19 protein-coding genes and 3 pseudogenes are annotated in these 25,896 nt (G+C 61.4%); 6 read left to right on the plus strand and 16 right to left on the minus strand.

All coding sequences use genetic code 11. The features are described 5' to 3' along the window. Positions 1-48: 48 nt before the first annotated feature. Both CO664_RS27010 and CO664_RS27015 read left to right on the plus strand, forming a co-directional pair. A pseudogene (locus CO664_RS27010) lies at positions 49-507 on the plus strand (transposase); the annotation flags it as partial. A 71-nt stretch (positions 508-578) separates the two neighbouring features. Continuing rightward, positions 579-1,303 (plus strand): annotated as a pseudogene (locus CO664_RS27015) (LysR substrate-binding domain-containing protein); the annotation flags it as partial. Positions 1,304-1,649: 346 nt separating this feature from the next. Here CO664_RS27015 and CO664_RS27020 read toward each other — a convergent pair. Then, positions 1,650-5,117: a molybdopterin-dependent oxidoreductase gene (locus tag CO664_RS27020; protein ID WP_337441802.1), complete on the minus strand. Its 3,468-nt coding sequence runs from the start codon at positions 5,115-5,117 to the stop codon at positions 1,650-1,652. Between the two features lie 432 nt (positions 5,118-5,549). Between CO664_RS27020 and CO664_RS27025 the strand changes: the two genes are divergently transcribed. From CO664_RS27025 to CO664_RS27040, 3 genes are all read left to right on the plus strand, one after another. Continuing rightward, the gene (locus CO664_RS27025) at positions 5,550-6,335 is read left to right on the plus strand and encodes a carbamoyltransferase C-terminal domain-containing protein (RefSeq protein ID WP_097540445.1); all 786 of its coding nucleotides are present in this window, start codon (positions 5,550-5,552) and stop codon (positions 6,333-6,335) included. Between the two features lie 137 nt (positions 6,336-6,472). Then, complete coding sequence (locus CO664_RS27030) at positions 6,473-6,703, plus strand: hypothetical protein (RefSeq protein ID WP_176536687.1); 231 nt, start codon at positions 6,473-6,475, stop codon at positions 6,701-6,703. A gap of 481 nt (positions 6,704-7,184) precedes the next feature. Next, positions 7,185-8,033 carry a calcium-binding protein gene (locus tag CO664_RS27040; RefSeq protein ID WP_337441803.1) on the plus strand — a complete coding sequence of 283 codons (849 nt, stop codon included), beginning with the start codon at positions 7,185-7,187 and terminating at the stop codon, positions 8,031-8,033. A 599-nt stretch (positions 8,034-8,632) separates the two neighbouring features. Here CO664_RS27040 and CO664_RS27045 read toward each other — a convergent pair. Together CO664_RS27045 and CO664_RS27050 are read right to left on the minus strand one after the other, a co-directional pair. Next, entirely contained in the window at positions 8,633-9,235 is a 603-nt protein-coding gene (locus tag CO664_RS27045) for a hypothetical protein (RefSeq protein WP_097540448.1), read from the minus strand. Between the two features lie 154 nt (positions 9,236-9,389). Next, entirely contained in the window at positions 9,390-10,694 is a 1,305-nt protein-coding gene (locus CO664_RS27050) for an ROK family protein (RefSeq protein WP_234820028.1), read from the minus strand. Between the two features lie 701 nt (positions 10,695-11,395). On the opposite strand from CO664_RS27050, the gene CO664_RS27055 reads away from it, so the two are divergent. Further along, positions 11,396-12,616, plus strand: a complete 1,221-nt coding sequence (locus CO664_RS27055) for a DegT/DnrJ/EryC1/StrS family aminotransferase (protein ID WP_234820039.1) — start codon at positions 11,396-11,398, stop codon at positions 12,614-12,616. A 238-nt stretch (positions 12,617-12,854) separates the two neighbouring features. Here CO664_RS27055 and CO664_RS31420 read toward each other — a convergent pair. From CO664_RS31420 to CO664_RS27120, 13 genes and pseudogenes are all read right to left on the minus strand, one after another. Then, a pseudogene (locus tag CO664_RS31420) lies at positions 12,855-13,106 on the minus strand (IS5/IS1182 family transposase); the annotation flags it as partial. A 96-nt stretch (positions 13,107-13,202) separates the two neighbouring features. After that, on the minus strand, positions 13,203-14,252 hold the full coding sequence (gene fni, locus CO664_RS27060; protein ID WP_097540525.1) for a type 2 isopentenyl-diphosphate Delta-isomerase: 1,050 nt from the start codon (positions 14,250-14,252) through the stop codon (positions 13,203-13,205). Between the two features lie 85 nt (positions 14,253-14,337). Further along, on the minus strand, positions 14,338-15,240 hold the full coding sequence (locus CO664_RS27065) for a hypothetical protein (protein WP_097540453.1): 903 nt from the start codon (positions 15,238-15,240) through the stop codon (positions 14,338-14,340). Then, positions 15,237-16,787, minus strand: coding sequence for a hypothetical protein (locus CO664_RS27070; protein WP_097540455.1), 1,551 nt, complete (start codon positions 16,785-16,787; stop codon positions 15,237-15,239). Before CO664_RS27070 ends, CO664_RS27065 begins: the two co-directional genes overlap by 4 nt. A gap of 229 nt (positions 16,788-17,016) precedes the next feature. Beyond that, a complete protein-coding gene (locus CO664_RS27075) occupies positions 17,017-18,024 on the minus strand; it encodes a polyprenyl synthetase family protein (protein ID WP_176536688.1) in 1,008 nt (335 codons plus the stop codon). Positions 18,025-18,122: 98 nt separating this feature from the next. Next, on the minus strand, positions 18,123-19,466 hold the full coding sequence (locus CO664_RS27080) for a cytochrome P450 (protein WP_097540457.1): 1,344 nt from the start codon (positions 19,464-19,466) through the stop codon (positions 18,123-18,125). Then, a complete protein-coding gene (locus tag CO664_RS27085) occupies positions 19,466-20,311 on the minus strand; it encodes an SDR family oxidoreductase (RefSeq protein ID WP_097540459.1) in 846 nt (281 codons plus the stop codon). Before CO664_RS27085 ends, CO664_RS27080 begins: the two co-directional genes overlap by 1 nt. Continuing rightward, positions 20,298-20,606: a ferredoxin gene (locus CO664_RS27090; RefSeq protein ID WP_097540461.1), complete on the minus strand. Its 309-nt coding sequence runs from the start codon at positions 20,604-20,606 to the stop codon at positions 20,298-20,300. Before CO664_RS27090 ends, CO664_RS27085 begins: the two co-directional genes overlap by 14 nt. 1 nt (position 20,607) lies before the next feature. Further along, positions 20,608-21,900 carry a cytochrome P450 gene (locus tag CO664_RS27095; protein WP_097540463.1) on the minus strand — a complete coding sequence of 431 codons (1,293 nt, stop codon included), beginning with the start codon at positions 21,898-21,900 and terminating at the stop codon, positions 20,608-20,610. Between the two features lie 94 nt (positions 21,901-21,994). Further along, positions 21,995-23,197 carry a cytochrome P450 gene (locus tag CO664_RS27100; protein ID WP_097540464.1) on the minus strand — a complete coding sequence of 401 codons (1,203 nt, stop codon included), beginning with the start codon at positions 23,195-23,197 and terminating at the stop codon, positions 21,995-21,997. A 17-nt stretch (positions 23,198-23,214) separates the two neighbouring features. Continuing rightward, positions 23,215-23,433 carry a hypothetical protein gene (locus CO664_RS27105; RefSeq protein WP_202859964.1) on the minus strand — a complete coding sequence of 73 codons (219 nt, stop codon included), beginning with the start codon at positions 23,431-23,433 and terminating at the stop codon, positions 23,215-23,217. Between the two features lie 875 nt (positions 23,434-24,308). Next, positions 24,309-24,809 (minus strand): GNAT family N-acetyltransferase, encoded by a 501-nt coding sequence (locus tag CO664_RS27115; RefSeq protein ID WP_097540465.1) that lies wholly within the window; start codon positions 24,807-24,809, stop codon positions 24,309-24,311. A 189-nt stretch (positions 24,810-24,998) separates the two neighbouring features. Continuing rightward, positions 24,999-25,703 carry an HAD family hydrolase gene (locus CO664_RS27120; protein WP_245426469.1) on the minus strand — a complete coding sequence of 235 codons (705 nt, stop codon included), beginning with the start codon at positions 25,701-25,703 and terminating at the stop codon, positions 24,999-25,001. Positions 25,704-25,896 lie beyond the last annotated feature (193 nt).

The following is a 25,896-nucleotide window of genomic DNA, read 5'->3' on the forward strand; positions in this document are numbered from 1 at the left end:
CCGATTATCTCAATTGAATCAGATGCATGAGACTTCTTCAACAGCCCCCGGGTCCACTTCATGCGCAACGTTCTTGCCCACGCCGGCAAGAGCGGTCGGCGTGTCGTCTCCGCCTTCATCGCCACCGCCTTCGCCCAGGAGACGCCGGAAGCCGCAAGCGCCCAATGGCGCGCCGTCGCCGACCAGATCCGGCCGAAGGTGCCCAAGCTCGCCGCCATCATGGATGATGCCGAAGAAGACGTTCTCGCCTACATGACCTTCCCGAAGGAGCACCGCGCCAAGCTGCACAGCACCAACCCGATCGAGCGCCTCAACGGCGAAATCAAGCGCAGGACCGAGGTCGTCGGCATCTTCCCCAATGATGACGCCATCGTCCGCCTCGTCGGCGCGATCCTGCTCGAGCAGAACGACGAATGGGCTGTCCAACGCGCCAGATACATGACGCTAGAAACCATCAGCCAGATGAGCGATGATCCGCTCATCAGCCTGCCAGCCGTGGCGCGCTGATCATCCCGGCCCATGCCGGAGAACGCGGCGACCAAAGCCGCCACCTACACCACTCCCTGGGACATGATCCTCTGCTGCACATTCAGCTCTCCATTGTTTCTCCAAAACCCTTTGATCCGGCCCGGTCGGATCGCCGCTTCAAAGTCGTGTTTTCCGATTACGTGACACTCGTATTTTTTCAAAAGGTCGTGGAGCGTGCGAGGCAGGAAGCTCCCGGAGTCAGCTTCGATTGTCTGCCTCTTGCCGACGACTACGAGGAGCTTCTCCGACGCGGCGAAATCGATTTTCTGATTGTACCGGAAATGTTCATGTCGATGCATCCTCACGCAGCACTGTTTGAGGATACATTTGTGTGCGTAGGTTGTGCCACGAACGAGCAGCTATCAGAGCCACTTACATTCGAGAAATACATGTCGATGGGGCACGTTGGGGTCAAGTTCGGCAACACCCGGAAGCCCTCCGCCGAGGAATGGTACTTGCTCGAGCACGGTCTGAAGAGACGTATCGAAGTCGTCGTGCAGGGCTTTAGCATGATTATGCCGGTGGTGTCAGGCACCGAACGCATAGCGACCGTGCCCTTGCTGCTAGCGCAGCATTTCGTAAAACAATACCCCTGCGGATCGTCGAGCTCCCGCTGCCATTACCCCCGCTGATCGAAAGCGTTCAATGGCCCGCCCTTCACAACAGTGATCCGGCAAGCCTCTGGATGCGCGAAATACTATCCCAGGTGGCGGCTATGGTTTCGCCGCTTACCCACGGCCAAGCCCCTCACCGCCCGAACCAGCGCGAGCATTGACCTGTTCACCTGCGATCCGCCGACTTTGTCAGCGGCATGAAAAGGACGGCATTTGGAGTGCGTTTAGTTACTCTGGAAGACCGCACAGGAGCCGATTGATCCCTTCCCGCTCCGCGCGCGGCCTGCAATGCTTGACAGTGGCACCCGTCGCGACAAGAATTTTCGCTTGGCGAAGCGCCCCAAAGATGCCGGTGGCGAACACAGGGCCCTTTTCCGTATTCCATGAACGCAGGCAAAGCGGCCGGGACGTCTCTTCAACAATTCCACGAGAAATTGCTGATCTCGCGATCGCCGCCAGCGACGGCTCCGGCAGCCTCGGGCGCCTCGACAATCTGGGCGCGGACGCTCACGCGTCGAGCACGACGTCGCTCGTCGGGATCGCCTGGCAGGTCAGGCAGACGGCTGGATCATCCGGCTCGGTTCCATGAAGGTGGCGGACAGTTCCGGACACGACGCGGACGGCGCAGCTCTCGCATTGCCCCACGCGGCAACCGCTCGGCAGTGAAAGGCCAAGCTTCTCGGCAAATTGAAGCAATGGCCCTTGTGCCGCAGACCACGAATCCGGAGCCTTGCGAGATTGCGAAAATGTCACTGCATATTGCCGACCATCATCAACAATCGGGCCTGTTGGCGAACGGAAGACCTCGCTGAAAATATCGAAACGCGGTATACCGCGCGCCACAAGGCCATCGGCAAAAACCTTGATCATACCGGGCGGTCCGCACATGTAGACCCGAGGCTGTCGCTGGATCACGTCACTCGGCACGACTTCCGCGGTGATCCGGGTGCCGCTGAAATAATCACGGCCTTGTACGTCATCGGGCAGCGGAGCGTCATAGTGATCCCTGATCCGCAGGCCGGGCAGGCGTTGGCGATGCTCGGCAATTCTGTTTCGGAAGGCATGCGCTCTACTGTTCAAATTGCCGTATAAGAGCCAGATCTCCGTCTGGTCGCCATCCGGCAGCGATTCCAGAAGGCTGATGAAGGGCGTGATGCCGATGCCGCCGGCGAGCAATATGAGAGGCTGCGGGGAGTTACGCGGCAGAATGAAGTTCCCGGAAGGCGCCTTTAGCTCGACGATGTCGCCTTCTTTCAGTTCACGGTGAATATAGCCCGACATCCGGCCTTCGAAGTTCGTGCCATCCGGCGCAACGCCCTTCTGATGCCGGACAGCGATACTGTAGCTCTTGCGACCTTGGACATAGGCTGCTCCGGTCAGCGAATAGGCACGACTTGTCTGAAGTTGGTCATCAATGCGAACCTGAATATGCTGGCCGGGCCGGAAATCAGGCAACTCATGTCCGTCGATCGATTCGAAGGTCACGCTGCGAACGTTCTCCGCCTCGATCATCGCATTGACGACGCGAAAGGGGCTAAAGCCCGACCAGGCCCGCTGTCGCCGCTCAGTCAGCGGATCGAGCTCGATGTTGCAACGGAACGAGCGGTGCGGGATCGAGCCGCTCACCGGATCGACGACATCGGCCGAGATCAGGCTGTTCGCGTTGCTGCTTTCCGGCCCGCGGATCGGAAGGAGGGTGCGGTCGAGCTCGGGGCAAGCCTGCCACCAGCCGAATTCGGCCATCACGACGTCGTCAGCGAGGTTCGGTACGACACGGGCGACAAAACGCGCAGCGCCGTTGCGTGTCGAAATCCGGATCCAGTCACCCTCATGAATGCCACGATTGCGGGCGAGGCCCGGGCCGATCTCCGCAATCGGTTCCGGAGCTCTCTTTCTCAGCGAGACAAGCCCCCTGTGCTGACTATGGCAATAATAGCCGTTCTTGGCGCAACTCAGCACTAGTGGGAATCGTTTCGCGGTGCCGTTGCGTCTGATGATTTCGTCCTCCGCGGGGAGGTGAAAGGTGGGAACGGCCGGCTGGCCGTTTCGATACAAAAGCTCTGAATAGAGTTCGACCCTTCGCGTCTCTGTATCAAAACCCCGGATTCGGCCGCTACCGTCATGGTGCGGCAGCTGATATTTGCGCTCTCGGGAATCGATTTCGCACTTGATGCCCCGCGGATTTGCGCGCAGATCCGCCAACGAAAGGCCAAGCGGTTCCAGCATGTAGTTCCAGCCCGCTTCCAGGTTGCCGCCGAAGAACTCGTCCTTCATTCCGAGGCGACAGGCCAGATCGAACACGATTTCGTTGTCAGCGCGCGATTCTCCGCGCGGCTCGACCACGAGCTGGCGTAGCTGCACGAGCGACGCTGCTTCGTCGCTGATTTCAAAACCGAAGCGGATGCCCTCATGTTCCCACGGTGTGTTGACTGGGAGGAAGATGTCCGCAAAGCGAGCCGCCGGCGTTTCGAAGAGATCACAATGGGCGTAGAACTCCAGCGTCTTTAGTGCTTCCTCGGCAAGGGCGCTGTCAGCCTGGGAGAGGGGTAGATTCGTACCGAAGGCCAGGAGTACGCGTATTGGGTAGGGTTTTGCTTCCGTGACGGCAAGATACATATCCCGGGCTGTCACCCACCCCATAGCAGGCGGTCCGATCGGACGCTTGTCCGCCCCGAGAGCCTTCGAGAGCTGACTTGGAGAAAGCGCTCCCAGCCCATTGACGGGACGGTAAAACGGGCCGCGACGAACACGGTTTCCGCCGACGACGTCATAGCTGCCGGAAAGGGCATACAGGCTGGCGACGGCGCGTTCGGTTTGAGTGGAATTGCTGTGCTGACTGATGCCGGTCCAAGCGTGATAGGCGATCCGGCGCCCGGCGCCCATGAGCTTGCTTGCTGCCGTGAGACAAGCCGGTGCAACACCGGTGATGTGTTCGACGTGTTCCGGGTCGTAGGGCGCCGCGACACGGGCGAGGAGCTCAAGAGCCGGGGTACAGACGATCCGGGCCGGGGCTTTCCCGGCAACAATTACGTCGACGTCGCCGCGAAGGCGCAGTGTCGCGCTCTGTTCGAAAGGAAGCACTCTGTCGCCTTCAATTGGGAAGGGCACGTTGTGTTTTTCGTCCCATACGACGTATCTGTTGAGTGACGCGTCAGGCCATAGCATCTGTTCGCGCAGGAAAAGGCCAGTGTCCTTTCGAACCAGAAGCGGCGCATTCGTCCAGGTCCTCAGGAACTGGTTGTCATAGAGCCGCTCCAGAAGCATCAGTCGGATCAAGCCGAGTGCCAAGGCGCCATCGGTTCCCGGGCGAACCGGCAGCCAGACATCGGCCTGCTTTGCAAGAGCCGTCGGACGTGGGTCGACGACGACAAGCTTAGCTCCCTTGTCACGACCATTTGCAATGGCATTGGCCTGCGCGAGCCAGGTATTGGCGGGGTTGTGGCCCCACAGCAGGATCGTGTCGGCGTTCGCATAGTCTGCGGGTGGAATGCCGCTGCCGAAGGTGAACGCGTGAGCGAAATCCTTGTGCCAGTTGCAGATTTCCGTTCCGCAACAGCTGTTTGGACTGCCGAAATGGCGAATGAAGCGCTCGATCCAGTCGATGCTGTCCGAGAGCGGTGTCCCACTCGGGGTAGTCACTGAAAAGGCGACGGACTCGGCTCCGCTTTCTGCCTTCACGCGGGCGAGTTTTTCCGCTGTTTCCGTCAATGCCTCTTCCCACGTGATGCGTACCCATCCGGGATCCGCGGACCCTTTGGGGGTTGTTCGCCGCATCGGATAAAGTTGCCTATACGGGCTATGGACCAACTCGGGTGCGGCCCGACCCTTCATGCACATCGCTTTGCCGGTGGGGTGGGAAAGGTCCGGTCGCACAGAAACGAGCTGACCGTTGTCAACCCTGTTGACTGTGCCGCACCTCGACCGACACAACGCGCAATACCCAGCGATCTCTGCCGTCATTTGCCTTGGCCCCATAGATTTACTAGTGCGTCATGGTGGTGCGCCACAGTAGTGCGCCCTAGCAGTGCATTACTAGAGGCTTCGGAGTCGCAATGTCATTGTTGGCCCTTTCATCAGGCAGCAGCATCGTCAGGCTCGAATGGCCCCTTCAGTTTCTTTGCGTCCTTCCACTCCGCTGCGAGCCATAGTTCGGTGTTTGCCGGGTCCGTCGATCGGCCGGCATCGCTTTCGGGTGAATAGGTTTCATGGTCTCATTGGCATCGCATGTCAGAAACGCGGAATGCTCATGGCCGCCAGACTGCAAACTCTTAATCGAATTGGGCTGACTGCCCCCGGCGGTACGACGACTATAGTTGAGATGATGATATTCGTCGCGAGATCAAAACGTGGGAAGGAGGGCTGCACATTGTTGAATGTGATGACGTCTTCGAGGCCGCCGCTGAAAAAATGGCTGAAGGTAAAATAGTCGGATGGGCGAGAGGCAGGTCCGAGTTCGGGCCGAGCGCGCTTGGCAACAGAAGCATACTTGGAGACACTCGACCTCGACAGAACTGGCAAGGGATCAATCTCGCGATCAAGCAGCGAGAGAGCTTCCGCCCATTTGGGTCAGCAGTACTCGCGGAGGACTTCAATGACTATTTCATCCCGCTACCATCGAATCCAAACATGGAACACATGGTCTTTGTGACCAAGGTGCGAGAAGAAAAACGAGCCGAACTCGGTGCCGTTACTCATGCCAGCGGGACAGCGCGGGTACAAGTCGTCACGAAATCTGCTAACTTCGGTTTTTGGAGGCTCATATCGGCTTTCAAAGAAAGAACGGGCTGTCCGGTACTTCTCAATACCTCGTTTAACAACCGATACGAACCCGTCGTCCAAAACGTGACCGACGCCGTCCGGACTTTATTGACGACCGGTTTAGATTACTTGTTTATCGAGAAGGCTGAAAAGAGCTCTCCGGTGAGGAGCCTTATCGCAACCGCCAGCTTGAGACTTAGTGACGCTGCATGGGTCGAGGAGATTACGACGGTCAGGCAGCGGCGAACCGTCCTGAGGCGCGCTCCGAGTTATACCCGTGAGTTGAACAACTGGCAGTTAGCGCGATATCTGTGTGAATCCGGGAGCGAATTCTCGCTCGTAGCGCATCTCGTCGACGGCGTCTCGCCAAAGGATCGTGATCAAAAGAAGTATTTTTGCTCTGGCAAGAGAGATTCAACGATGTGCGGCCTATGAAGGTGGCGAGACAGGGTGGATCCATTGGAGCCGATCTGTCCTTCTGACCGCTGGCCAGTGCCCGCGAAGAGCGCGAACGTGGCAGAGAGCACGGTCAACTCATCCTCGATAAAGCCGTCCACGAGCGATTGGTCGCAATGACGGCCGACTTCAACGAGCTCTGGAAAGAGCCGGATACCCCAAGCCGCGAACGCAAAGGACTGATGGCCAACATCATCGAGGTCACACTCTCCTCAAAACTTCCGGCGGAAGAAACCACCAAGCCTCAGGTTAGCTTTAAACGGGAGCAAATCGAGACGGCCACCACCATGTGGTTGAAGATCTACGTCGTGCCGGCAAAACGATCATCGCCATCGCTCATCAACTGAGCACCATTCGCGGGGCCGACAAGATCGTGGTCCTCGGACAAGGGGCGATCATTGCGGAGGGAAGGCACGCTGGCCTGCTGAAAACGATGGCCCTTACGCTCGTTGTGGCGAGGTCTCCTCCATCTAGAAGCTATACAGCTCATCAATCCCGGCGGCTATCCCTGGGCTGGCGACTTGCAGCGCTGCCATGGCATCACATTGGCAAGTTTGCACGTTTACGGGTTTGTTACTGATCAATTGCCGCACTTTCGCCATCGTGAAACCCAGGGCGACAGGATGATGCCGCTACTGTCGCTACGCAGCGACTCGTTACCGACAACCACGGTATCTCGGCGACCTGCCGCGGGCCTCGTTCACGAAGGGCGCGCGCACATCCATCCGTCACGTCGATGCATTCGATCACAACAATAGATTACTCGGCTTATGCGATGAACGGTATGAAGGCGTCCCGCAGCGGTAGGGCGCTGCAACACAAGGACCATTGCGATGGAAAATTTCAAGTTCTGGGAAAAGTTCTTCAAGGGCAGCGAGGAGCCCCGATACCCTCATCGGCAGCGATCATGACGATCTGCTCTGGAATTACGGCGGCAATGACTGGATCGACGGTCGCGCGGGCACTGACCGAGCCTTCGGTGGCGCCGGGAATGACCGGGTGTTTGGCGGCCCGGGTAATGACCAGGTCTACGGCGAAGACGGCAGCGACGTTTTATACGGCGGCAATGATCGATACCAACCCCGCGTGGCCGGTCAGGACAATGACTATGTCCGCGGCGGTGGCGGCGATGATGTTCTGTTCATCGGTGACGGCAGGGATTGGCTAAGGGGTGACGGAGGCCGCGACACGTTCGTGTTCCAGTTCCATGACCCGATGCCCGGGCAGCATAACCCAATGCCCGGGCTTCCGAAACAGGGGCCCGACCCGGATATCACCACCATCGCGGATTTCGACCCGGAGCAGGATACTTTCGCCTTCGATGCGCCGGGGCTTTACAACGATGGCGTTGGCGCAAACTTCATCAACCACGCCAGCGTGCAGTCAGGTTACCCGGTGGACACCTTCTACAGCGGCAACGCCCCGGGTGCGAACGGCGAGCACGTCGTGGTTATCACCGACCGTAGTTTCGCCGATGGCTCTGCCGCCGCGAGCGCGATATCCGGCGAGAGCGCCGGCGACATCATCGTCTACCACAACTACAAGACCCATACGGCGGATCTCGCCTATGTCACCTCGGGAAATCACGTGGATGTGTTCGCTCACCTGTCTGAGGTGGACAGTGTGTCCAACCTCGCTAGTCTGCGCCTGACCGCGTCGGACTTCATATTCGTCTGAACGGGAACCCACGGAAGCGCGGCCGCCTTGGCGGCACGCTCCAAATTCGTAACGCTTCATCAGGCGCGACGACCCGACGACCCAGCGGCACTGCCGCCTCGCATGTTGGCTTACCCATCTGCAGTGGGGAGTTGCCTGTCGCGCGCCCGACCAAGCGCATTTTGAGCGGGGGCGGCTTCGCTTGTAGAGGCCACGCAGAGCGGTGCCGACTGCAGCTCCACGGGGCTGTTCATGGATGTGTCCTGCTCGATCATCCGTGGGGAGCTGTGCTTAGTCGAGCAAGTGCCGTGCCAACCCATAAAAGCCTTTTGAAACGATGGGCCACTCTGTGGACCAGTGCTTCATGTCCGACGGTGTCAGAAAGACGACAATCGAGCGCAACTGTCCTCACTGGCCTTTATGGGTTGGCCAAACATCACAAACGCCATCGTGCCCTTTTCGAGCGTCGCTGCCCGATTAGGAAGGAGTAAGCCTGGCGTGACGGCGGCGTCGTAGCGTTTGGACCGGAGTGGATCGTGTCCAGCAGGCTGGAGATCATTCAACGAGGCGGCGAACGGCCGGGCAAAAGATGACGCAAGTATGAGGGACATGACACACGCTCACGAAGTTTCGAATCGCTCAAGCATCTTCTTAAGCTGAACATTCTGCAGATAAAGCTTCCGAGCCAGCTGGGTTCTAAGCATCTTGATTTCCTCGTCGAGTGTTGCCACATCATGGAAGAACAAATCTCTTGAGGATGGGGGTTTCACACTTTTATCATTCTTTGAAGCGGTGTTCTGCGCAGCCACGTGGGCCCTGGCTTTCTTCCTCCCTTCTCGACCCTTTGTTGCCGGTTTCATTCGCAACTTTGTGCCCGCCGTGCTTGTTAGCGCCGTCGAATTCGTTTTGCCCCCCGAATGATCTGCTTCGAGACGCGCTGCCGGTTGGGCCTCTTCAAAATCTAACGGCGGCTTTTCTGCCTCCTCGATCTCATCATCAACTTTCGCCTCGTCCGATGCGGCCGACACTTGATCCACCGATACGTCCTCAGCGTGACCAGGTTGGCTGACAGCTTGCGTCGAATTGGTCGGAAGTGTTGACGTGTGCTCCACATTGCGCTCGAGAGCCTCGGGATCGGTGTCATAGCCATCCGAACTGTCTGGCGCTTTCGCCGAGGATCGCCGCGACGTCAACTTAACAAAGAATTTCCATGGTGTTTTCATAGCATTAAAGGCTTCGGCTCGGGAGGAACGGTTTGAGAGGCGGATGTGAGGTTAAGCGGGGAGACTAGAGGATCGGGAAGTGCACGTTCCGACGGTTCCAGTAAGATAAGGCGGGCTCCGATCCCGAGGACGTGACAATGCCTTTGCTCATTGGTCAGATAACGAAATTAAGCAGTTCTGAGAGAATGAGTCCAGCTGCACCTCGCAGGGCAGCCACATTTTCCCTGTCCCCAAGGGCTAGCATAATCTCGTCACCAGGACGGTCGAGTAGCTGATCCCGAAAGTTTCTTTCGATCAGACTGAGCATCCGCCTTCCCCCATGCACGACATCTCCATGAAGAATAATGCAGTTTGGTGCTATCAAATGCTGAAGATTAGCCAACCCAACCGAAACATTGAATGCGTACTCTTGCAGTAGGTCCTCGGCCTCGTTAACGCCTTGCTCGGCTAGTATCACCAAACGGCCGGCGTTGAGCGCGTGAGCTTTCGGCAGCCCCTTTGATTGACCTTGCTCCCTTAACCACTCCAGCGTTGCGACTGTTTCCCAACATCCGCGTCGCCCACAGTGGCATGCCCGACCATTGAGCTCCACGATTGTATGACCGATTTCGCCACCTGCCCCCGCAGTTCCCCGATGAACATGTCCGTTCAGGAACAGTGCCCCTCTTAGAGTCTCACCGATGTAAACCACGGCGAAGTTTCTCCGGCCACGCCCTTGGCCAAACCATCGGTCGCCAACAATCAACGCCCGGGTATCTTGGTCGACTACGACCGGAGCGCCAAACTTTTTGGTCAACTCCGCTCTTATTGGAAAACCGTCGAGATACGGCACAAGGTCGGTGCGTACAATTGCACCGGTTTCCGTATCGATCATTCCTGCAACTGCAACGCCGATCCCCAAGATTGGATAACTACCGGATGTGATGGTTCTTTCGACACAGCCGCTGACAATCTGGAACACGTCGGAAGCGCTCGTCAGAGCTTGCGGCACCTCCGCGACATTCTTGGCATAGATCTCACCCTCCAGCGAAACCAAGCACGTATGCACACGATCATGCATTAGGAGAACCGCACATATAGGCTTGGCCTCTTTGGAGAACCACAATTTAGTGGCCGGCTTTCCCCCGGCTTTGTTAGGCGGAATCGCTTCTCCCTCTGCGAGAATATGCTGATCGAGCAGAGGTTGAACAATCCCGCCGATGGTTCCTCGACTGGCGCCGGTAAAGCGCGCGAGATCCGCTCTGCTAGACGGTCCCATGTCATATAAGGCTTGTAGTAGACGCCCCCGATTTGCAGGCCCTAACGTTCCCGCTGAAATTAGAGATTGAGCCGGCATCAACCGATGACTGCTTTGGCCTCCCTTAACCAGCCCTACGGAACCGGCCCTGTCACGATCACCAGGAGCCGTCGTATGTTCGCCTAAGTCTTGTTCCCTTAGTCGCCTTATCAGAAGATCCATCGCGTAATCCTCTCGCGCCAAAAGTTTGTTGCCCGCATCTCAGGTCATTCGCAAAGACGAAAGATGGCTTGGCAACCGTTCGTTTGATGGACCCTCATTGGTCGAGAGCTCGGGTAGCGCCTGAAGTGCTGTGTATAACGAGGTCGCCGCACTGCCTTCGCGGCCTGCGGTTTTTCGTGCCTGCTTCCAAACACACCACGCCAGCTCTTTGACAATTTCCCCGCTATTGGGGAGCTTTGTTCGGGCTTCATGACCTGATGGCGGTTGATCCGTTGCCGGGTCGCACAGACGCGCCTCCGTGAAAGTGCCTCGATCGACGCGCGGGGCGGAGAGTTGCTGCAGCATCTGCCGCCCACAACGGTGGATACATGGTTCAGTTCAGGTTTCATCGCGGAAGACATCACTGAGTTTTTCACGAACCGATCACCCGCGATGCTGTCCGGCACAAGGGCACGGCAGATTGTACGCCTTCCTATTTGTTCGCCTACACGACGGCAATTTAGAGTCCACGCGAACATAATTCAAAGTATATTCTAAAATATATTTCTTATACTCAGTTGAACTGGCATGAGCATGTTTTATCGTACTTTATGTCGCCGACAGAATGACCTGCGTATTCCCCGATTTAACCGGAGAAATGGATGAATAAACGTGCCCGCATTGATACGGATGCAAACCAAGCCAGCTCGGCCTCCCCGGAAATGAAGCTGGCGTTCTTTGGCGGCGATCCTGTGTTTTCCCCTGAGCGCATAACGACTTGGCCAGCCGCACAGAAGAAGCATTTAGATGCTCTCCGCGCAGTAGTGGAGAGCGGGAAATATCATCGGGTCAACCACCCGATTGTGACCGAGTTGGAGCAAAACCTCTCCATGTGGACCGGGAAGTGGATGGTGCGCGCCGTCGGCAGTGGTACGGCGGCCATCCACATTGCACTCGACTACTTCAAAAGCCGCGGCGAGCGCGTGGTTACCGCAGCCCTGAATTGGCCCGGAGCGGTCGGGCCGATAGCAATTTGTGGTCTGCGGCCGATCTTCGTCGATGTCGATCTAGATTTGGCCGGCATTGATCAAAAGTCCACCGCCGAAAAGCTCGCACCGAATGTCGCCGCACTCCTCACCACCCATCTCTTTGGCAATAACATTCTTGTTCCCGATGCAAGATCAGCTGCGCGTACCCAAGGTGTCGCGCTGATTGACGATGTCTGCCAGACAATCGCAGCTGCCAAAGCGATCTTCGACGGAACGCACCTCGATAGCGACGCACTCGCTTTATCAGGAAACGGGGCCAAGCATCTGGGGTCGGGCGAGCTAGGATTCATCCTGACGGAAGACAGCAATCTGATCGAGCATGTCGATCGCGTGTCACTGGCGAGCTCAGCTCGAAACGGTGAGCGCATATTCTCCCCTTGCGCACAAGGATATAATTATCGTCCTAACGTTTTCTCCTCATCCATAGCAAACACGCGAATAACAAATCTCGACACGCAACTGCAGAAGCGAAGAAATAACGGGCAGCTCCTATGGGGCATGATCAGGGAACTTCCTGGACTACTCCCACTCTTCAATCCGTCGGATCAGCATCAGTCAATGCTCAATTTTCCTCTTCGTATCGAACCGGAATCCCTCGGATTCAGCGCGGGCCCCGCAGGAAGGGATTTCATCGTCAACTTGCTCAAGGCTGAAGGTGTGCCCGTTTGGGTCTGGCTTAGGAAACCCGTGTTCGAATATCTCCCCAACATTCACGACAGTTGGAGGGCTGCCGACTTTCCAAATACGATGAAACTCTTGGACACGATGTTCTACATATCCGAGATTGCTCCGCCGAATGATGCCGACGTGATGGAACTTTACGCTGCAGCCTTTCACAAGGTCTGGAAGGCCCTTCCGAGACTGGTTGGGAAAGGGCATGCGACGTCCGTCTAGCTTCTGAGTCGAGCTGCATCCCTTTGGTGAGGGCCGCCCTGCGTCGGTGAGAAATAGGTAGCGATCGGGTCGGCGGTGTCGCTGGTCTGAGGACGACAAACTGAATATCAACGCGCAAGAAGGTTTCTTTACAACGGTGAGGGCCAGAACCCCGCCGCTGTCGCCGCCTAGTCGACGAGTTGGCAAGGCTCAATTTCGCGCTTTAATGAACTCGGGCCGCGTCATAGCCCTTGTCCGTCTCCAGCGTCAGCCGCTTCGAAGTGACGCGGTAGAACACCCGCAACAACATGGCCCGCAGCAATTCTCCGGCGCAAGGCTGGGCGACCGCCTTTGGCACTGCAGGCGTGCATGCCGGAAAACAAGCCGTCTAGCCGCACCAGCGCTACATTGACCATCAGCGGATCGGGCGCAGTGAATGATCGGCTGAAACGAAATCCTCCAACCGCTTCATCGTGAACAGCTGCTCCATGAACCCATCGTACCCGCGCATCGAACCGCCTCGCCAAGGTGGATCAGTAGGCTCTCTTTGGCCTAGCTTTTTCAGCAGCCTGTTAGGCGCCCGCCGCCACGTGCGGGCGAGCCGGCATCAACTGGCGGGCAGATGCGCCGACGGCAGCAAGCGCGCCTGACGCAACGCCGCCAGATCAGCCGAGCCGGTGCAGAAGCAGGCGACGGCCAACTGGCGGATGACGATCTCGAAATGCGCGACAACCGCCTCGGTGGACACAGTCGCCGCGCGCAGCACGCCGGCCGCCTGCCCGGCGATGTCCGCGCCCAGGCGGATGGCCTTGGCTACGTCGACGCCGTCGCGGATCCCACCCGACGCGATCAGCTTCACCGTTGGCAGCGCCCGACGTACCGCCAGCACGCTGGCCGGGGTCGCAATCCCCCAATCGGCGAACGCCATCGCCACTGCACGGTCGGCGGCATCGCGGGCGCGCTCGCCCTCCACCGCGGCCCAACTGGTGCCGCCGGCGCCGGCGACATCGATCACCGCCACACCCGCTTCGACGAGCGCACAGGCCACCGAGGCGGACAGGCCCGACCCCACTTCCTTGGCCACGATCGGCACGCCCACGCTGCGCGCGGCGCGAGCGATCTGCGCCAGGACGCCGCGCCAGTCGCGGTCGCCCTCCGGCTGTACCGCTTCCTGCAGCGGATTGAGATGAACGATGAGTCCATCGGCCTCCAGCGCATCCACCGCCCGGCGCGCCAGGTCCAGGCCGTCGGCCACGCGCAGTTGCGCTGCGCCGATATTGGCCAGCAACGGAATGTCTGGGGCCAGGCGGCGCAGCGCGCGCGTCAGCCCCTGGGAGCTGCGGGATTGCAGGCTCACGCGCTGCGAACCGACGCACATGGCGATCCCCAAGGCTTGCGCTGCCTCGCTCAGATGCCGGTTGATGGCCTCGGCGCGTGGCATGCCGCCGGTCATGGAGCTGATCAGCAGCGGCGCGCGCATGGTCTTGCCTAGCAGCGAGGCGCGCAGGTCGATCTGCGTCAGGTCCAACTCGGGCAATGCGCAGTGTTCGAAACGGATGTACTCCCAGCCGGCGGCGACCGTGGCCGGCGCCGTTCGCCGATCCAGCACGATGTCCAGATGGTCGTCCTTGCGCCGGCTCAGGGCGGTGTCGCTCATGCTCGCTCCATGCGTCGCATCGGGCGACGGCGCTGCGTCGGATCGCACCGACGGCAGCGCGCGCACGCCGCCGCCTCCCGCGCGTTCAGGCCGGCGCACGCTGGCCTCCCCCCGCAGCGTCGCTGTGGTAGCGGCTGACCGAGGTCTGGTAGTACTGCGCGCGGATGGCCACCATGGCCTCGATCAACGGTCCCCACGGCGCGGGGACGCGTTCTTCCGCCATCACCCGGTGCAGCATGCGCGTATGGCCGGCCAGCTCGTCGTTGAGGAACTCCACCACAGGCATGGCCGGATAGCGCTGCAGCAGCAGGATCGCCGCGTTGTCGGCCTCGCCGGCCGACCTGTCTTTGTCGCGTCCATGCAGATCGTTTTGCAGGCGCCCTATCGCGGAGATGAGCCGCAGGACCTGGCGAAACGCCGGACGCGCGCGCAAGGTCGCCATGTCCAGCCCCCACAGCAATGACAGGCAACAGAACACGTTCGCGTAGGCGATCGAATCGATGCCGTTGTGCAGGTACTCGGCGTAGGACCAGCGTTCCGCCCCTGCCGCCTGCGCGTGTCCGTTGCGCAGCGCCGCGCAGTAGCACCGGGTATCGTCGAGAAGCTGAGCATAGTCGCGATGATCGTAGGCGAGCGCGGCCAGCGAAGCGCGCAGCACAGCGCAGCCCTCGAATCCGGGGAGCGCACACGGCACGCCCTGCCCCAGCGCCTGCTCCACCGCGGCGAGCTGCTCCGGCGCGATCAGGCCAAGGTCGTTGCAATCGTCGAGCCAGAACAGCAGCGCCAGTTCGCGATAGAACGCCACGATCAGCGTTTCGTCCTGCGGATCGCGGCCGGTGCGGGTACTGGTGTCGCGCAGGCTCGCCTGGATGCGCTGCAGGATGTACTGGCCGCCCCTGACCGCCTCCACGGCATGCTCGTCGGCGAACCCGGTCAGGGAACGCCCCCACTCCAGCACCTGCTGCAGCGCGCGTTCGGTCTCGATCATGGCGCCGCTCCTGCTCCCTCGGCCAGGGCGCGCCGCCCCCAACGAAGCGCCAGCCACAACCCGGCGAGCTCGGCCACGCGCACGACCCGGATGGGGCAATACAATTCCTTGCCGATCCACAGCGGCGTCTGCGGCAACGCATGCGCCGCGTGGCGGGCGAGCATCCACTCAAGCGCACGCGCCACCGCCTGCGCGATGCGCCGGCGCCCTGTCGGCTCCACGCTCCCGTCCATCACGTGCAACGCGAACAGCGCATAGGCGGTTTCCTCGAATGTGGACGCGCGACCGGCGCCCCAGCCGCCGTCGTCGCGCTGCGCCTGCAGCAGCGCCGCCAGCGCGCGCTCATCGCGCCACCGGGGCTTGCCTTGCGCCAGCGCAGCGACCGCATGCGCGGTGGGATACAGCCACGAAACGTGCCATTTTTCGTTGTCCCATAGACCGTGCGGGTTGCGGTTGGCCTCGACGTAGGCGCTGGTGCCGGCGGCGGGCTTTCCCAACAGTCGCAACGCATGCAGGGCATGGATGTTGGTTGACACCGAGGCATTGCGCTCGCCGGGGAAGGTGACGAACAGCTCGCCGATTTCGAAATGGCGCAACGCATCGACCGATGGGTCGCGGCCTGCAAGGCGCAGGACGCACAATGCAACGGCGGTGTCGTCCGCATCGGCCGCGAAGTGCAAGGCCGGGCCCAGACCGCGCGCACCCAGGCGGGCGTCGAGCTGCGCAACGATCACGCGCACCGCCTCGGCGAGCGCGGGATGCGCGAACAGCCCGGCCAGATGCAGGGTGTACAGCGACCAGCATGGCTCGAACACATTGATCGGCCAGACGTTGGGAACGACACCTTCGATGCCGCTGCGCGTCGCCCGCGATGCCGCCTGCAGATACGCATCGGCGCGCCTGACCTGCGGCGTGCTCCCCTGTGTCACGGCGTGCGCACGCCATGCTGCGGTGGCCGCCGGGCTGATGCCTATGCTGCCGTCGTCATCCGGGCATGCGGTGGTCGGCGACGTCCCCCAGGCTTCCCAGGAGTGCAGCAATGGATGGCCGCTCGGCAACTTCGCCACCGCCCCCAGCTTGACCAGGCGCGCTTGCCGCAACGGCAACAGCGCCGCGTGGCGCGGAAACGCCACGCCGCCCAGCAAGGATGCGGCCTCGGCGCAAAACTGCGGCAGGATCAGCTCCGCGCCGATCGGCGCGTCTTCCGGCACCGCATGCTCGTAGGGATCGGGCTGGCGCTGGAGGAACCGGGTTGCAGCCTGGACTGCGTCGGCAGCACCGGAAAGAGGGTCGGCACGCTGCAATGCTAGCAACGCCGCCCAAGTGGGCGCATGGCGGAACAGCGAGAAGTCCGCGCTTCCCCATCCGCCATCGGCCTGTTGCTGCGCAAGGAGCCACGCGTATGCGTCCTGCCGGCCGCTGACAACGCCGTGGAACTGCAGAGCGCGCGCCGTGTCGTAGACGGACGGACCGACGCTGCCGCCATCGCTCATCTCGCTCAGCAGAAGGCGCAACTCGGAAAGGATCTGTTCGGACAGCGCGTTCACGCCGAATGTTCCTTCTGCAGACGGTTGACAGGAACACAGCTCGGGCAGACGTCGCGCAGGTCGCCGACCCCGATGCTGGCGCCGGTCCGCCTAGGCTTGCGAGGGCGCGACGCACCCTTCTTGGGCCACCGCTGCGACCGGCGTCGAGGACTCGGACATAGAGCACTATGCACCGCTGCTGCCGGCCAATCGCAGCGGCACAGGGGCGACTCCATGCGGACGGGCGCACTCATGCGCATGGCGTGTGCTTGACCAGATAGGTATTGACCCGCTGCAGCATCTGCGCCAACTGTTCCGCACGCGGCCCCAGCGGGGCGATGGCCTCCGCGGCATCGCGCAACAGATCCGCCACGAACTGGCGCGCTGCTTGCAGCCCCATGATCGACGCGCAGGTCGGCTTATGCGCCGCCGCGTCCTTGCCGGGGGTCTTGCCTAACGTCGCTTGATCCGCTGTCGCGTCGAGAATGTCGTCGATCACCTGCAGCGCCAGGCCGATACAGGCGCTGTAGCGATCGAGCGCTCCGTACAGGGCAGCGTGAGCGGCATCCTCCGTGATGGTGCATAGCGCGCCCATGCGAACGGACGCGCGCACTAGCGCTCCGGTCTTCATCCGGTGCATCGCCACGATCCTGTCCAGCTCGACGTGCTTTCCAACCAGCGACAGATCCATGGCCTGGCCGCCTGCGGCACCCTCGGCGGATACCGCCTGCGCCAGTTCGCGCACGAGCGCGATACGGTTGTCGCTGGGAGCATCCAGGCTCGCCAGGGTCAGGAAGGCGTGTGCCTGCAGCGCATCGCCGACCAAAATCGCAGTGGCTTCGCTGAACTTGACGTGCACGGTCGGAAGGCCGCGGCGAAGCACGTCGTCGTCCATTGCGGGTAGGTCGTCGTGAACCAGGGTACAGGCGTGCATCATCTCGATGGCGGCCCCGACGTCGTCGAGCGTGTGCGCCGGCGTGTCGGCCAGTGCGCCGGCAGCCATACAGAGCAAGGCGCGGGTGCGCTTCCCGCCATTCAAGGCGGCGTAGCGCATCGCCGCCATCAGCTCGGTCTCACCGTCGTCTCCGGGGCAAAGACGACGCGCCAGCGCCTGTTCGACCCGCTTTGCGCCGTCCTGCATCCAGATCTCCGGCAGCAGCGTGCCGGATCCACCGCTCGCCTGCGCCCCCAATCCGCCAAGCGGGGAAACGCCAGTTATGTCGTCGTGTAGCGTCGGAAAAGTCTGCATGTTGTTCATGTCCTTGTATCTGGCAGGAGACGGCCAGAGCGAGCGGCGAGCCGCTGCAGTGTTCGCCGGCGCCGCTGCCACGCCAGGCGGGGTATACGGATGCCAGCTCATGAGAATCCGATGCGGATTTTCATGGAGGGTTGTGCTGTCGGGTAATAGCGCCGGCCTTTTTCGGCGTCGTTCAGCAACCGCGGCCGCACCCCGCCCTTGTGCATGGTCAGGGCCAAGGCGATGCTGAACTGCACCAGTTCCAGACATACCAGGTGGTAGCCGATGCAGACGTGTGGGCCGCTGCCGAACTGCAGCATGTCCACCGGCCTGATCGGCCCCGTGCGTTGCAGCCACCGCGCCAGGCGGAACTGATCAGGCACCTCGTGCAGCAGCGCCGAGGTCGAGAAATGCAGCAGCGGGATGCATAGACTGGTGCCCGCGGGAATGCGCCGTTGGCCGAGTTGTAAATCCTGCGTCGCGCGACGCGGTACGAGCGAGGACGCCGGATGCATGCGCAGCGTCTCGCGGAACAACGCCTCGGCGACCGGACACTGCGCCAGGTCCGCGTGCCGAGTCGGCACCGCGCCCACGCGTTGCGCCTCCTCGACTAGGGCGTCCCACAGCTCAGGTTGCCGCGCCAGCTCGATCACCATCCAGGCCATCGTCGAGGCGGTGGTCTCGTGACCGGCAAGCAGCAGCAAGCGTATGTTGGCGACCAGGACGTCATCGGAGAGCGCGTCTTCGCTGCGATCGAAGGCGCTCACCATGTCGTTGATCAACCCGGTGCGCGCGGCATGCGCGCGCGCATCGCGGATGAACTGGCGCGACTGCGCGTCGATCCAGTCGCGGGCGGCGCGGCCGCGCCGCAAGGGCGTTCCGGGCAGGTCGACCGGGGGCGCGACCATCAACTGCAGCAGTTGCCGGTACTTGCGATGCCACTCCGGCAGGTCTTGGGCGGGGATGCCCATGAGAATGAAAGTAAGCTTGAGCATCAGGTCGCCGGTTTCGGGCAGGATCGTTACTTCACCGCTGTCGCGCCACGCCTGCACGCGGGCCCGGATGACGGGCTCGAACAGCTCGCCAATGCCGGCCCCGGTCAGTCCCCTGGGCAGGAACGCCGCCTTGATCCCATCGCGTGCCTGCCGATGCGCGCTACCGTTCAAAGTGACCAACGTTCCGCCAAGGATTTCGGGCGCGATCTCTTCGATCAGCGCCGAGGACACGTCCTTGTGCCGGAGCAATGCGAGCGCATCCGGATCCAGGCAGGTCATCAGCTGTCCGGCAGGGCCGAAGTCCAGCCAGAAGTGGCTGCCCAGCGTCCGTTCCGCGTGCTGCAGCAGGCGCGGCAGGTCACAAACGATGGCGGGAAGATGCCCGACCACGGGGAAGGCGCCGGGCAAGACCGGGATGTCGTACCGCAGCCGGTGCCGACGGTTCAGCGGGTTGAGCAGCATGTCCATCACCTCCCTGGCGCAGCGGCCGCTTCGGCGGTGTCGCCGGCCGGCCGCGCGGCTCGGCTGTTGCCACCGTCGGCGTATGTCGGCACATGCGTCAGCATGCCGCCGTCGATGCACACGACCTGGCCGGTGATGAACGCAGCATCGTCGGAGAGCAGGAAAGCCACTAGCGCGGCCACGTCCTCGGGGCGGCCGACGCGCGGCAGGAGCTGGTGCCGACGCAGATGCCGTTGCATGCACTCGTCCAGCTTGGCGAGGAGCCGTTCGGTCATGATAAGACCCGGCGCAACCGCGTTGCAGCGGATCTGCGCATGACCGTACTGGGTGGCGAGCGAGGCCGACAGCATGTTCATCGCCGCCTTCGACGCGGCGTAGGACGTCTGCGCGGTGTCACCGCTGAGCCCCTGGCACGACGACATGTTGACGATCGCGCCACCGCCACGGGCTATCATCCGTGGGATGGCCTGCCGGCAGCAGAGCAGCGTGCCACGCAGATTGGTCGCCATCGTCTCATCCCAAACCGCCAGGTCCAGGTCGAGGATCGCGTGGTCGCGCGGGGTCAGATGCATGGCGCTTGCGTTGTTCACCAGCAGGTCGACCCCACCAAAGTGCTGCTCCGCCGTCTCGAATAGCGCGGCCACCGCCTGCGCATCTGCGATGTCCATGGCCAGGGCAAGCGCCTGACCCGCTTCGGCCGCGATCTGCGCGGTGCAGGCGATGGCCGCCGAGCCATCAATGTCGGCCACCACCACTCGGCCCCCCTCCCGCGCGATGGCGAGCGCGCATGCCTTGCCGATGCCGGCGCCGGCGCCGGTCACCACGGCAACCTTGCCTTCAAACCGTCCCATCTCGTCCTCCTGCATTGCGCTGCTCTTTCGCGGCATGCCGCTCGGCCTCTGCCGGAGGAGGCACAGGTTCGGCACTGGCGCTATCGTCATCGCCAGCGTCGCTTTCGATGACCCGAACGGCGGCAACCGGGCATTGGCTGGCCGCGAGCCGCACGGCGGCGTGCAGCGCCTCGGGGACCGTCGCCACGCACACTTCGGCCACGCCATCCGGTTCACGCTGGCGAAAGACAACTGGCAGCGTCAGCGCGCACTGCCCGGTGGTTCCGCACAGATCCTGGTCGACCACGACGCGCATCTCAGCCCCCCGCCTGCGCATGCAGCCGCACGGGCAGGGAGCGAAACGTCCTAAGGAACGCGGAGGGCTCCCGGGTCGGCTTCTCGGCCAGTACGAGCGTGGGGAAGCGCGCCTCGAGCCGCGGCAGGCTCTCGGCCAACTGCACCCGGGCCAGTTGCGCCCCGAGGCAGAAGTGGATGCCGTGGCCAAAGCTCAGCATGATCTTCCCGTCGGTCGACATGCCAGGATTGGTGCCGTAGAACCGCGCAGGATCGAAGCGGTCAGGGTCGGCGAAGGCGTCCGGGTCGCGATTGCCGGCCGCGATCAGCACGCGCACGTCCGCGTTCTTCGGGATCATCACGCCGCTCAGTTCGATGTCGCGCTGGGCGATACGCGGAATGGAGCTGAACATGGCGGGCGCGTCGCAGCGCAGGACTTCTTCGACGAATGCCTCAATCCCCGCGGCGTCTCCCTGCAGCCAGTGCCGCTCGTCGGGGTACGCCAGCATCGCCAGGACCGCATGGTCGATGGTCGCAGCAGTGGTGGCGAAACCGCCCAGCAGCATGCCCCACAGCATGCTGATCAACTCCGCATCCGACAGCGTGTCGGCATCGTCGTCGTGTGCGCCGACCAGCATCGACACGATGTCGTGGCGGGGATCGGTGCGCTTGCGCTGTATGAGGTCGCCGAAGTAGGCCTGCACCCTGGCGCTGGCCGCGTCCGCCGCGGCGAGCTGGGGATCGCTGGCGTGCGGGCTCAGGCCTTCCAGAATGGCGCCGATGCCGGCGGCGAGCCCGAACATGTCGCCCTGGGGCACGCCGAACAGTTCGGCGAAGACCAGCACGGGCAGGGCCAGCGCGAATTCGCGATGCAGGTCCACCGCCTCCCCGCGCTCCAATGCGGGCGCCATGCCGTCCAGGCGCGCCGCGACGATGCGCGCGATGCTCGGCCGCAGGTTGTCAATCTGGCGGATGGTGAAATCGCGCGAGATCAGCCGACGCAGACGCGTATGCGTCGGTGGTTCCTTCATCGCTAGCGTGGACGCCAGCAGTTTGAGGGACAGGCTGGTCGCCGCACGCGGGAAATAGCGCGCCAGTTCGCCCGGTGCCGGTCCCCGAAAGGCATCGCCCGTGGCCTTGAGCGCCCAGTAGATGTCGGCGTGGCGGCTCAACAGAAAGAGGCCCGACGCCGCGCGATGCACCGGATCGTGCTCGCGCAACCACCGCATGAACGGATAGGGGTCGTGGATGCACGCTGGCGACGCCAGCTCGGCGAAAGCGTCCCGGCATGCTGCCGTGGTTTCTTGCACGTCCATCTCGGTTACCTGTTGGCTGGCTGATCCCACCGGCGCGCGCCAGGCGCGCCGGCAAATTGCGGAGAAGATCGCGATAACCGGCAGCGTCCGCGCATCACCAGAGCACCGGGAACTCCTCGAACCCACCACTGATGATCTCCTTGCGCAACCTCAGTTCTTCGGGCGCCACGGCCAGACGCAGGGCGGGAAAGCGCTGAAAGATCGAACCGAACACCACCTTGAGTTCCAGCCTGGCCAGCGCCACGCCAATGCAGTAGTGCGGCCCGTGGGAGAACGCCAGGTGAGGCTTTTCGTCGCGTCCGATGTCGAAGATTTCCGGGTCGTTGAAATGGCGCGGATCGAACGACGTCGCCGGCAGGCCGACCAGCACCTTGCTCTCTGCGGGAATATGCACGCCCGCGATGGTTACGTCGGTCCTCGGATAGCGCATGATGCCGTCCCAGCCCGCGCCCGGCGGGTACATTCGCAGAATTTCCTCCACCGCCTTGTCCACCAGGGATGGATCGCCGACCAGACGTTCGCGCTGTTGCGGATGGCGGAACATGGCCAGCAGGCCGAATTCGATCTGCGCGACGGTGCTCTCGTGCCCCGCCACCAGCATGCCCGCCGCCAGGCCGATCGCCTCTTCCTCGGTCGCCTCGCCCTGGTCGACCGCCGCGAGCAGATCCGTCAGCAGGTTGTCGCCCGGATCCTGGCGCTTTTCCCGCAGCTTGCCGCGAATGTAGGCGCGCAGTTCTTCCCAGGCCAGGCGCGACGCGCTGCGCGGGCCGCTTTCATGCTGGTGCGTCATCACCTCGCCGGACAGCCCGGCGAAAAAGGCGTGATCCTCGTAGGGCACGCCCATCAGTGCGCTGATGACCATGGCCGGAAGCGGAAAGGAGAGGTGGCGCCGCAGGTCGGCGGGCTGGGGCTGGGTCGCCAGCGTCTCGAACAACTGCGTGGCGATCGCCTCGACCTGTTGCGCGAGCAGCCTCACCCTGCGGCTGCTGAAGGCCGGGGCCACGATTGCGCGTAGCCGGGCATGCTCACCCCCCTCGTGCGAGACCAGCCACCCCGGCGAACCGAGAATCACCGAATCCGGGGTGAATGCCGCCGGCGGCATTCCCGCGGGCCGGAACGTCTCGTCGGACAGCACTGCCTTGGCCTCGTCGTAGCCTGTCACCCACCAGCCTTCGTGCCCGGACGGAAAGCGCACGCGGTGGATCGGACCGTTGGAGCGTAGCGCCAACATCTCGGGCGAGGGCTCGATGTGATCGACGCGCCACATCGGCAGCGTCGGCAAGGGTTGTTCGGACATGGTGGCACTTCACTTCTCTAAGCGATGGAAGGGCGGGAGGTGACCGGCAGGCGTTGCGGGCAGCGAATGACGTAAGACAGCATGTAGACGAGGTCCCGCGCGACGACGGTCAGCGCCAGATCCTCCAGCCGCACGAACAGCGGCGGAAAGGCGCATCGCAATTCCAGGCGCGCCAGCGCAGCGCCCAGGCAGTCCCAAAAGAAGAACTCTAGATCGCATCCAACACTTCCCTGCATTTTCGCGATTCACAACCGAGCGCCAAGTCATTGCCACAGCAACCGTCGGAACGGACCAGACGCGAACAGCCACGAGAGGTGTCCGTCCCAAGACCATCGCACTGCGATTGGTGACGATGCCGTGAACAGAGCAAATCGCGTGCCGAAGTGAATTCGCAGGCTCGGCAGGCACTTCGTAGCGGCGCGTAGTGTCAGGTTTCTGGCATTGAGTCTCATTGCCGACAATCGGCGCAGCAGGAGCCCGACAAAGACCTGCTCTCGCGCTGAATGTGCGGGGCAGCCCTTGCGCGATATTTCAAGCATCCGGATTGGCTGCAGCAGGTGTGGTTCGCCGGAAACCACTTCGATGTCGGCTGTAGCTATCCGGAAAACGAAGCCACCTCTCCGACATCTCGCTGGGTTTGATGGTCGCACGCGGCCGAGAACTTTCCCGACGGCAAGACGCCCGATGGCTTCGGCATCATCCGAGGGCGTGATCACGCCGTACCGTTCATCGTTGATGGACGAAGCGACGGGTTCAACTCACCACAGCCGTCGTGCCAAGGCGGCCTTGATCGGTTGCTATCAGAGACCGCCATCAAACTCCGGCGACGTGGTCGGCAAGGTCATTGGCTGCAAGAGTTCCTCCACCGCCGTATGGATCCTCGCAGGCTCCGCCTTATCCGAAAGGTTGGCTAACCTGAATTCCGCCGATCGGGCGATCTGCGAAACACTTGCCCACAAGTCTGGAGCGGCAGCGACTTAGTTCGAGTTTTCCATGCTCGATGGATTTGCTGGGTCAATAAACTAATGCGGACTTCAATTTGATTCCCCTCAAGGCACCAAGGCAATGCCTAGCCGCGAAGCGAGATGCAGTTCGCAATTTGCATCCGTGATCACTCTAAACAGGCATCGTTGGCCTGCGTCAGCGCCTTGGTCATTAATGCCGCTTCGCCATATGGTGTTCGTACGGACTCTATCTCCTGCCAACCGGCTTTTGCGTAGAGGTCTTTTGCGTCCTCGGTTGTAAGGTAAAGGCTTCGATGGCCGAGCCGCCAAGCCTCTTGTTCCAGCCTCTTGATTAGCAGCAATGCTATTCCTTTTTTGCGATGAAACGGATGGACGTAGAGCGACTTAAGCCACGGAGTCAGATCCAATCTTCCTCGGAAATCACTTTCCCACAGACTGACCATGCCTGCAGGTCTGTCAGCCTCGATCGCGATCAAAGTCAGCGGAATTGATTTTGTCTGTGCTCCCTCAAAGAACTCACGCTCTGCCTGCGCGAATGAGCCATTCGATTGGCAACCCCATTGCCCGAAAGCCCAGCTTGCACACACAGGAATGAAATTCGGATATGTTTCCAAGTACTCGACTGTGGTTCTGCTAGCGCCGTGCATCTTCTAACTAGTCCTCTTTTCTTCTAGGCGTTACGGCGTTCAGCGCGAAAGCAAAGCTCAAGGAGCGGCAATTAGCGTCAGGGTCGCCGATTAAGAAACGTCACGGTAACTGCTGTGCTTTGTGCCGGTAATGCCCGAAGTGTCCGACAGAGCCCACGCGTTTGATACACCGGTGGACTGCGTGAGCAACTACTCACATAAACTGTTCATTTGAAGCTTCTTAAGAAGCTCCGGTAAAACTGCCATGTGGTTGAAGCTTCCCGTGGCGCCTGCTTCCAACAATTTCTCTGCGTGGCCCGAGACACAATGAGAACCGCCGACAAAGCCTATCACCCGCATCCGGGCTGCCACCGCCGCTTGAACCCCAGCAACACTGTCTTCGATGACCAGGCAGTTGGCGGGCTGTGTTTTCATGTTCTCCGCTGCGAACAAAAAGAGATCGGGCGCGGGCTTGCCGCGCGGAACCTCGGACGCGCTGAAGACATGAGGCGCAAAAAGGTCGTAAAGATCTGTAATCTCGAGTCCAAAACGCAGCTTTGTCGGGTCGCTGCTCGAGGCCACGCATTTTGCCAGGCTGATGGCGTTCAAAGCCTGTCGAATACCCGCGATGGCTTTGAGTTCGCACGAGTATCGCTTGGAGATCTCCATCATCACACGTTGATGATGGTCATTCGGCAGGCGCAGGCCTGCCTCGGCTTCGATGATAGAGTAGCTTTGCTGATCGGTCATGCCTATGAAACGACTATTATAAGCCTCAGCAGTTATGGCGTACCCTAATTTTGCGAGAGCCTCGACGTGTACCTCGGTGGCGATGCTTTCGCTGTTGATGAGGACCCCATCGCAATCGAATATGAGGAGCTCTAGGAATTCGCAGGCGGGCATGCATTCAGTCATCCGTTAAGCCTTCACAATTCAAGCTACTCCACAGATCTCCAGACCTCCCGGTCAGCTGCGGGAAAGTCGATTACACTTTGGAAGTGTTATTTGCTTCGCCAGGACCATCGGCACCGACTTTCACCCAAAATGAAATCACGCCGACATGAATTTAGTGCACGAAATCATTCACGATCCATCAGCCTCTTGGCAC

It is taken from the genome of Sinorhizobium sp. NG07B, assembly GCF_002532005.1.
GTDB lineage: Bacteria > Pseudomonadota > Alphaproteobacteria > Rhizobiales > Rhizobiaceae > Sinorhizobium > Sinorhizobium fredii_C.

Bases quoted from the DNA above. Each gene is read 5' to 3' on its own strand.
- CO664_RS27075 (WP_176536688.1), bottom strand. From the start codon at position 18,024: ATGAACAACATGCAGACTTTTCCGACGCTACACGACGACATAACTGGC.
- CO664_RS27085 (WP_097540459.1), bottom strand. From the start codon at position 20,311: ATGGGACGGTTTGAAGGCAAGGTTGCCGTGGTGACCGGCGCCGGCGCC.
- CO664_RS27030 (WP_176536687.1), top strand. From the start codon at position 6,473: ATGACGGCCGACTTCAACGAGCTCTGGAAAGAGCCGGATACCCCAAGC.
- CO664_RS27095 (WP_097540463.1), bottom strand. From the start codon at position 21,900: ATGGACGTGCAAGAAACCACGGCAGCATGCCGGGACGCTTTCGCCGAG.
- CO664_RS27120 (WP_245426469.1), bottom strand. From the start codon at position 25,703: ATGACTGAATGCATGCCCGCCTGCGAATTCCTAGAGCTCCTCATATTC.
- CO664_RS27020 (WP_337441802.1), bottom strand. From the start codon at position 5,117: ATGGGGCCAAGGCAAATGACGGCAGAGATCGCTGGGTATTGCGCGTTG.
- CO664_RS27100 (WP_097540464.1), bottom strand. From the start codon at position 23,197: ATGTCCGAACAACCCTTGCCGACGCTGCCGATGTGGCGCGTCGATCAC.
- CO664_RS27045 (WP_097540448.1), bottom strand. From the start codon at position 9,235: ATGAAAACACCATGGAAATTCTTTGTTAAGTTGACGTCGCGGCGATCC.
- CO664_RS27090 (WP_097540461.1), bottom strand. From the start codon at position 20,606: ATGCGCGTCGTGGTCGACCAGGATCTGTGCGGAACCACCGGGCAGTGC.
- CO664_RS27065 (WP_097540453.1), bottom strand. From the start codon at position 15,240: ATGATCGAGACCGAACGCGCGCTGCAGCAGGTGCTGGAGTGGGGGCGT.
- CO664_RS27080 (WP_097540457.1), bottom strand. From the start codon at position 19,466: ATGGACATGCTGCTCAACCCGCTGAACCGTCGGCACCGGCTGCGGTAC.
- CO664_RS27050 (WP_234820028.1), bottom strand. From the start codon at position 10,694: ATGGATCTTCTGATAAGGCGACTAAGGGAACAAGACTTAGGCGAACAT.
- CO664_RS27025 (WP_097540445.1), top strand. From the start codon at position 5,550: ATGGCTGAAGGTAAAATAGTCGGATGGGCGAGAGGCAGGTCCGAGTTC.
- CO664_RS27055 (WP_234820039.1), top strand. From the start codon at position 11,396: ATGAAGCTGGCGTTCTTTGGCGGCGATCCTGTGTTTTCCCCTGAGCGC.
- CO664_RS27105 (WP_202859964.1), bottom strand. From the start codon at position 23,433: ATGCAGGGAAGTGTTGGATGCGATCTAGAGTTCTTCTTTTGGGACTGC.
- fni (WP_097540525.1), bottom strand. From the start codon at position 14,252: ATGAGCGACACCGCCCTGAGCCGGCGCAAGGACGACCATCTGGACATC.
- CO664_RS27115 (WP_097540465.1), bottom strand. From the start codon at position 24,809: ATGCACGGCGCTAGCAGAACCACAGTCGAGTACTTGGAAACATATCCG.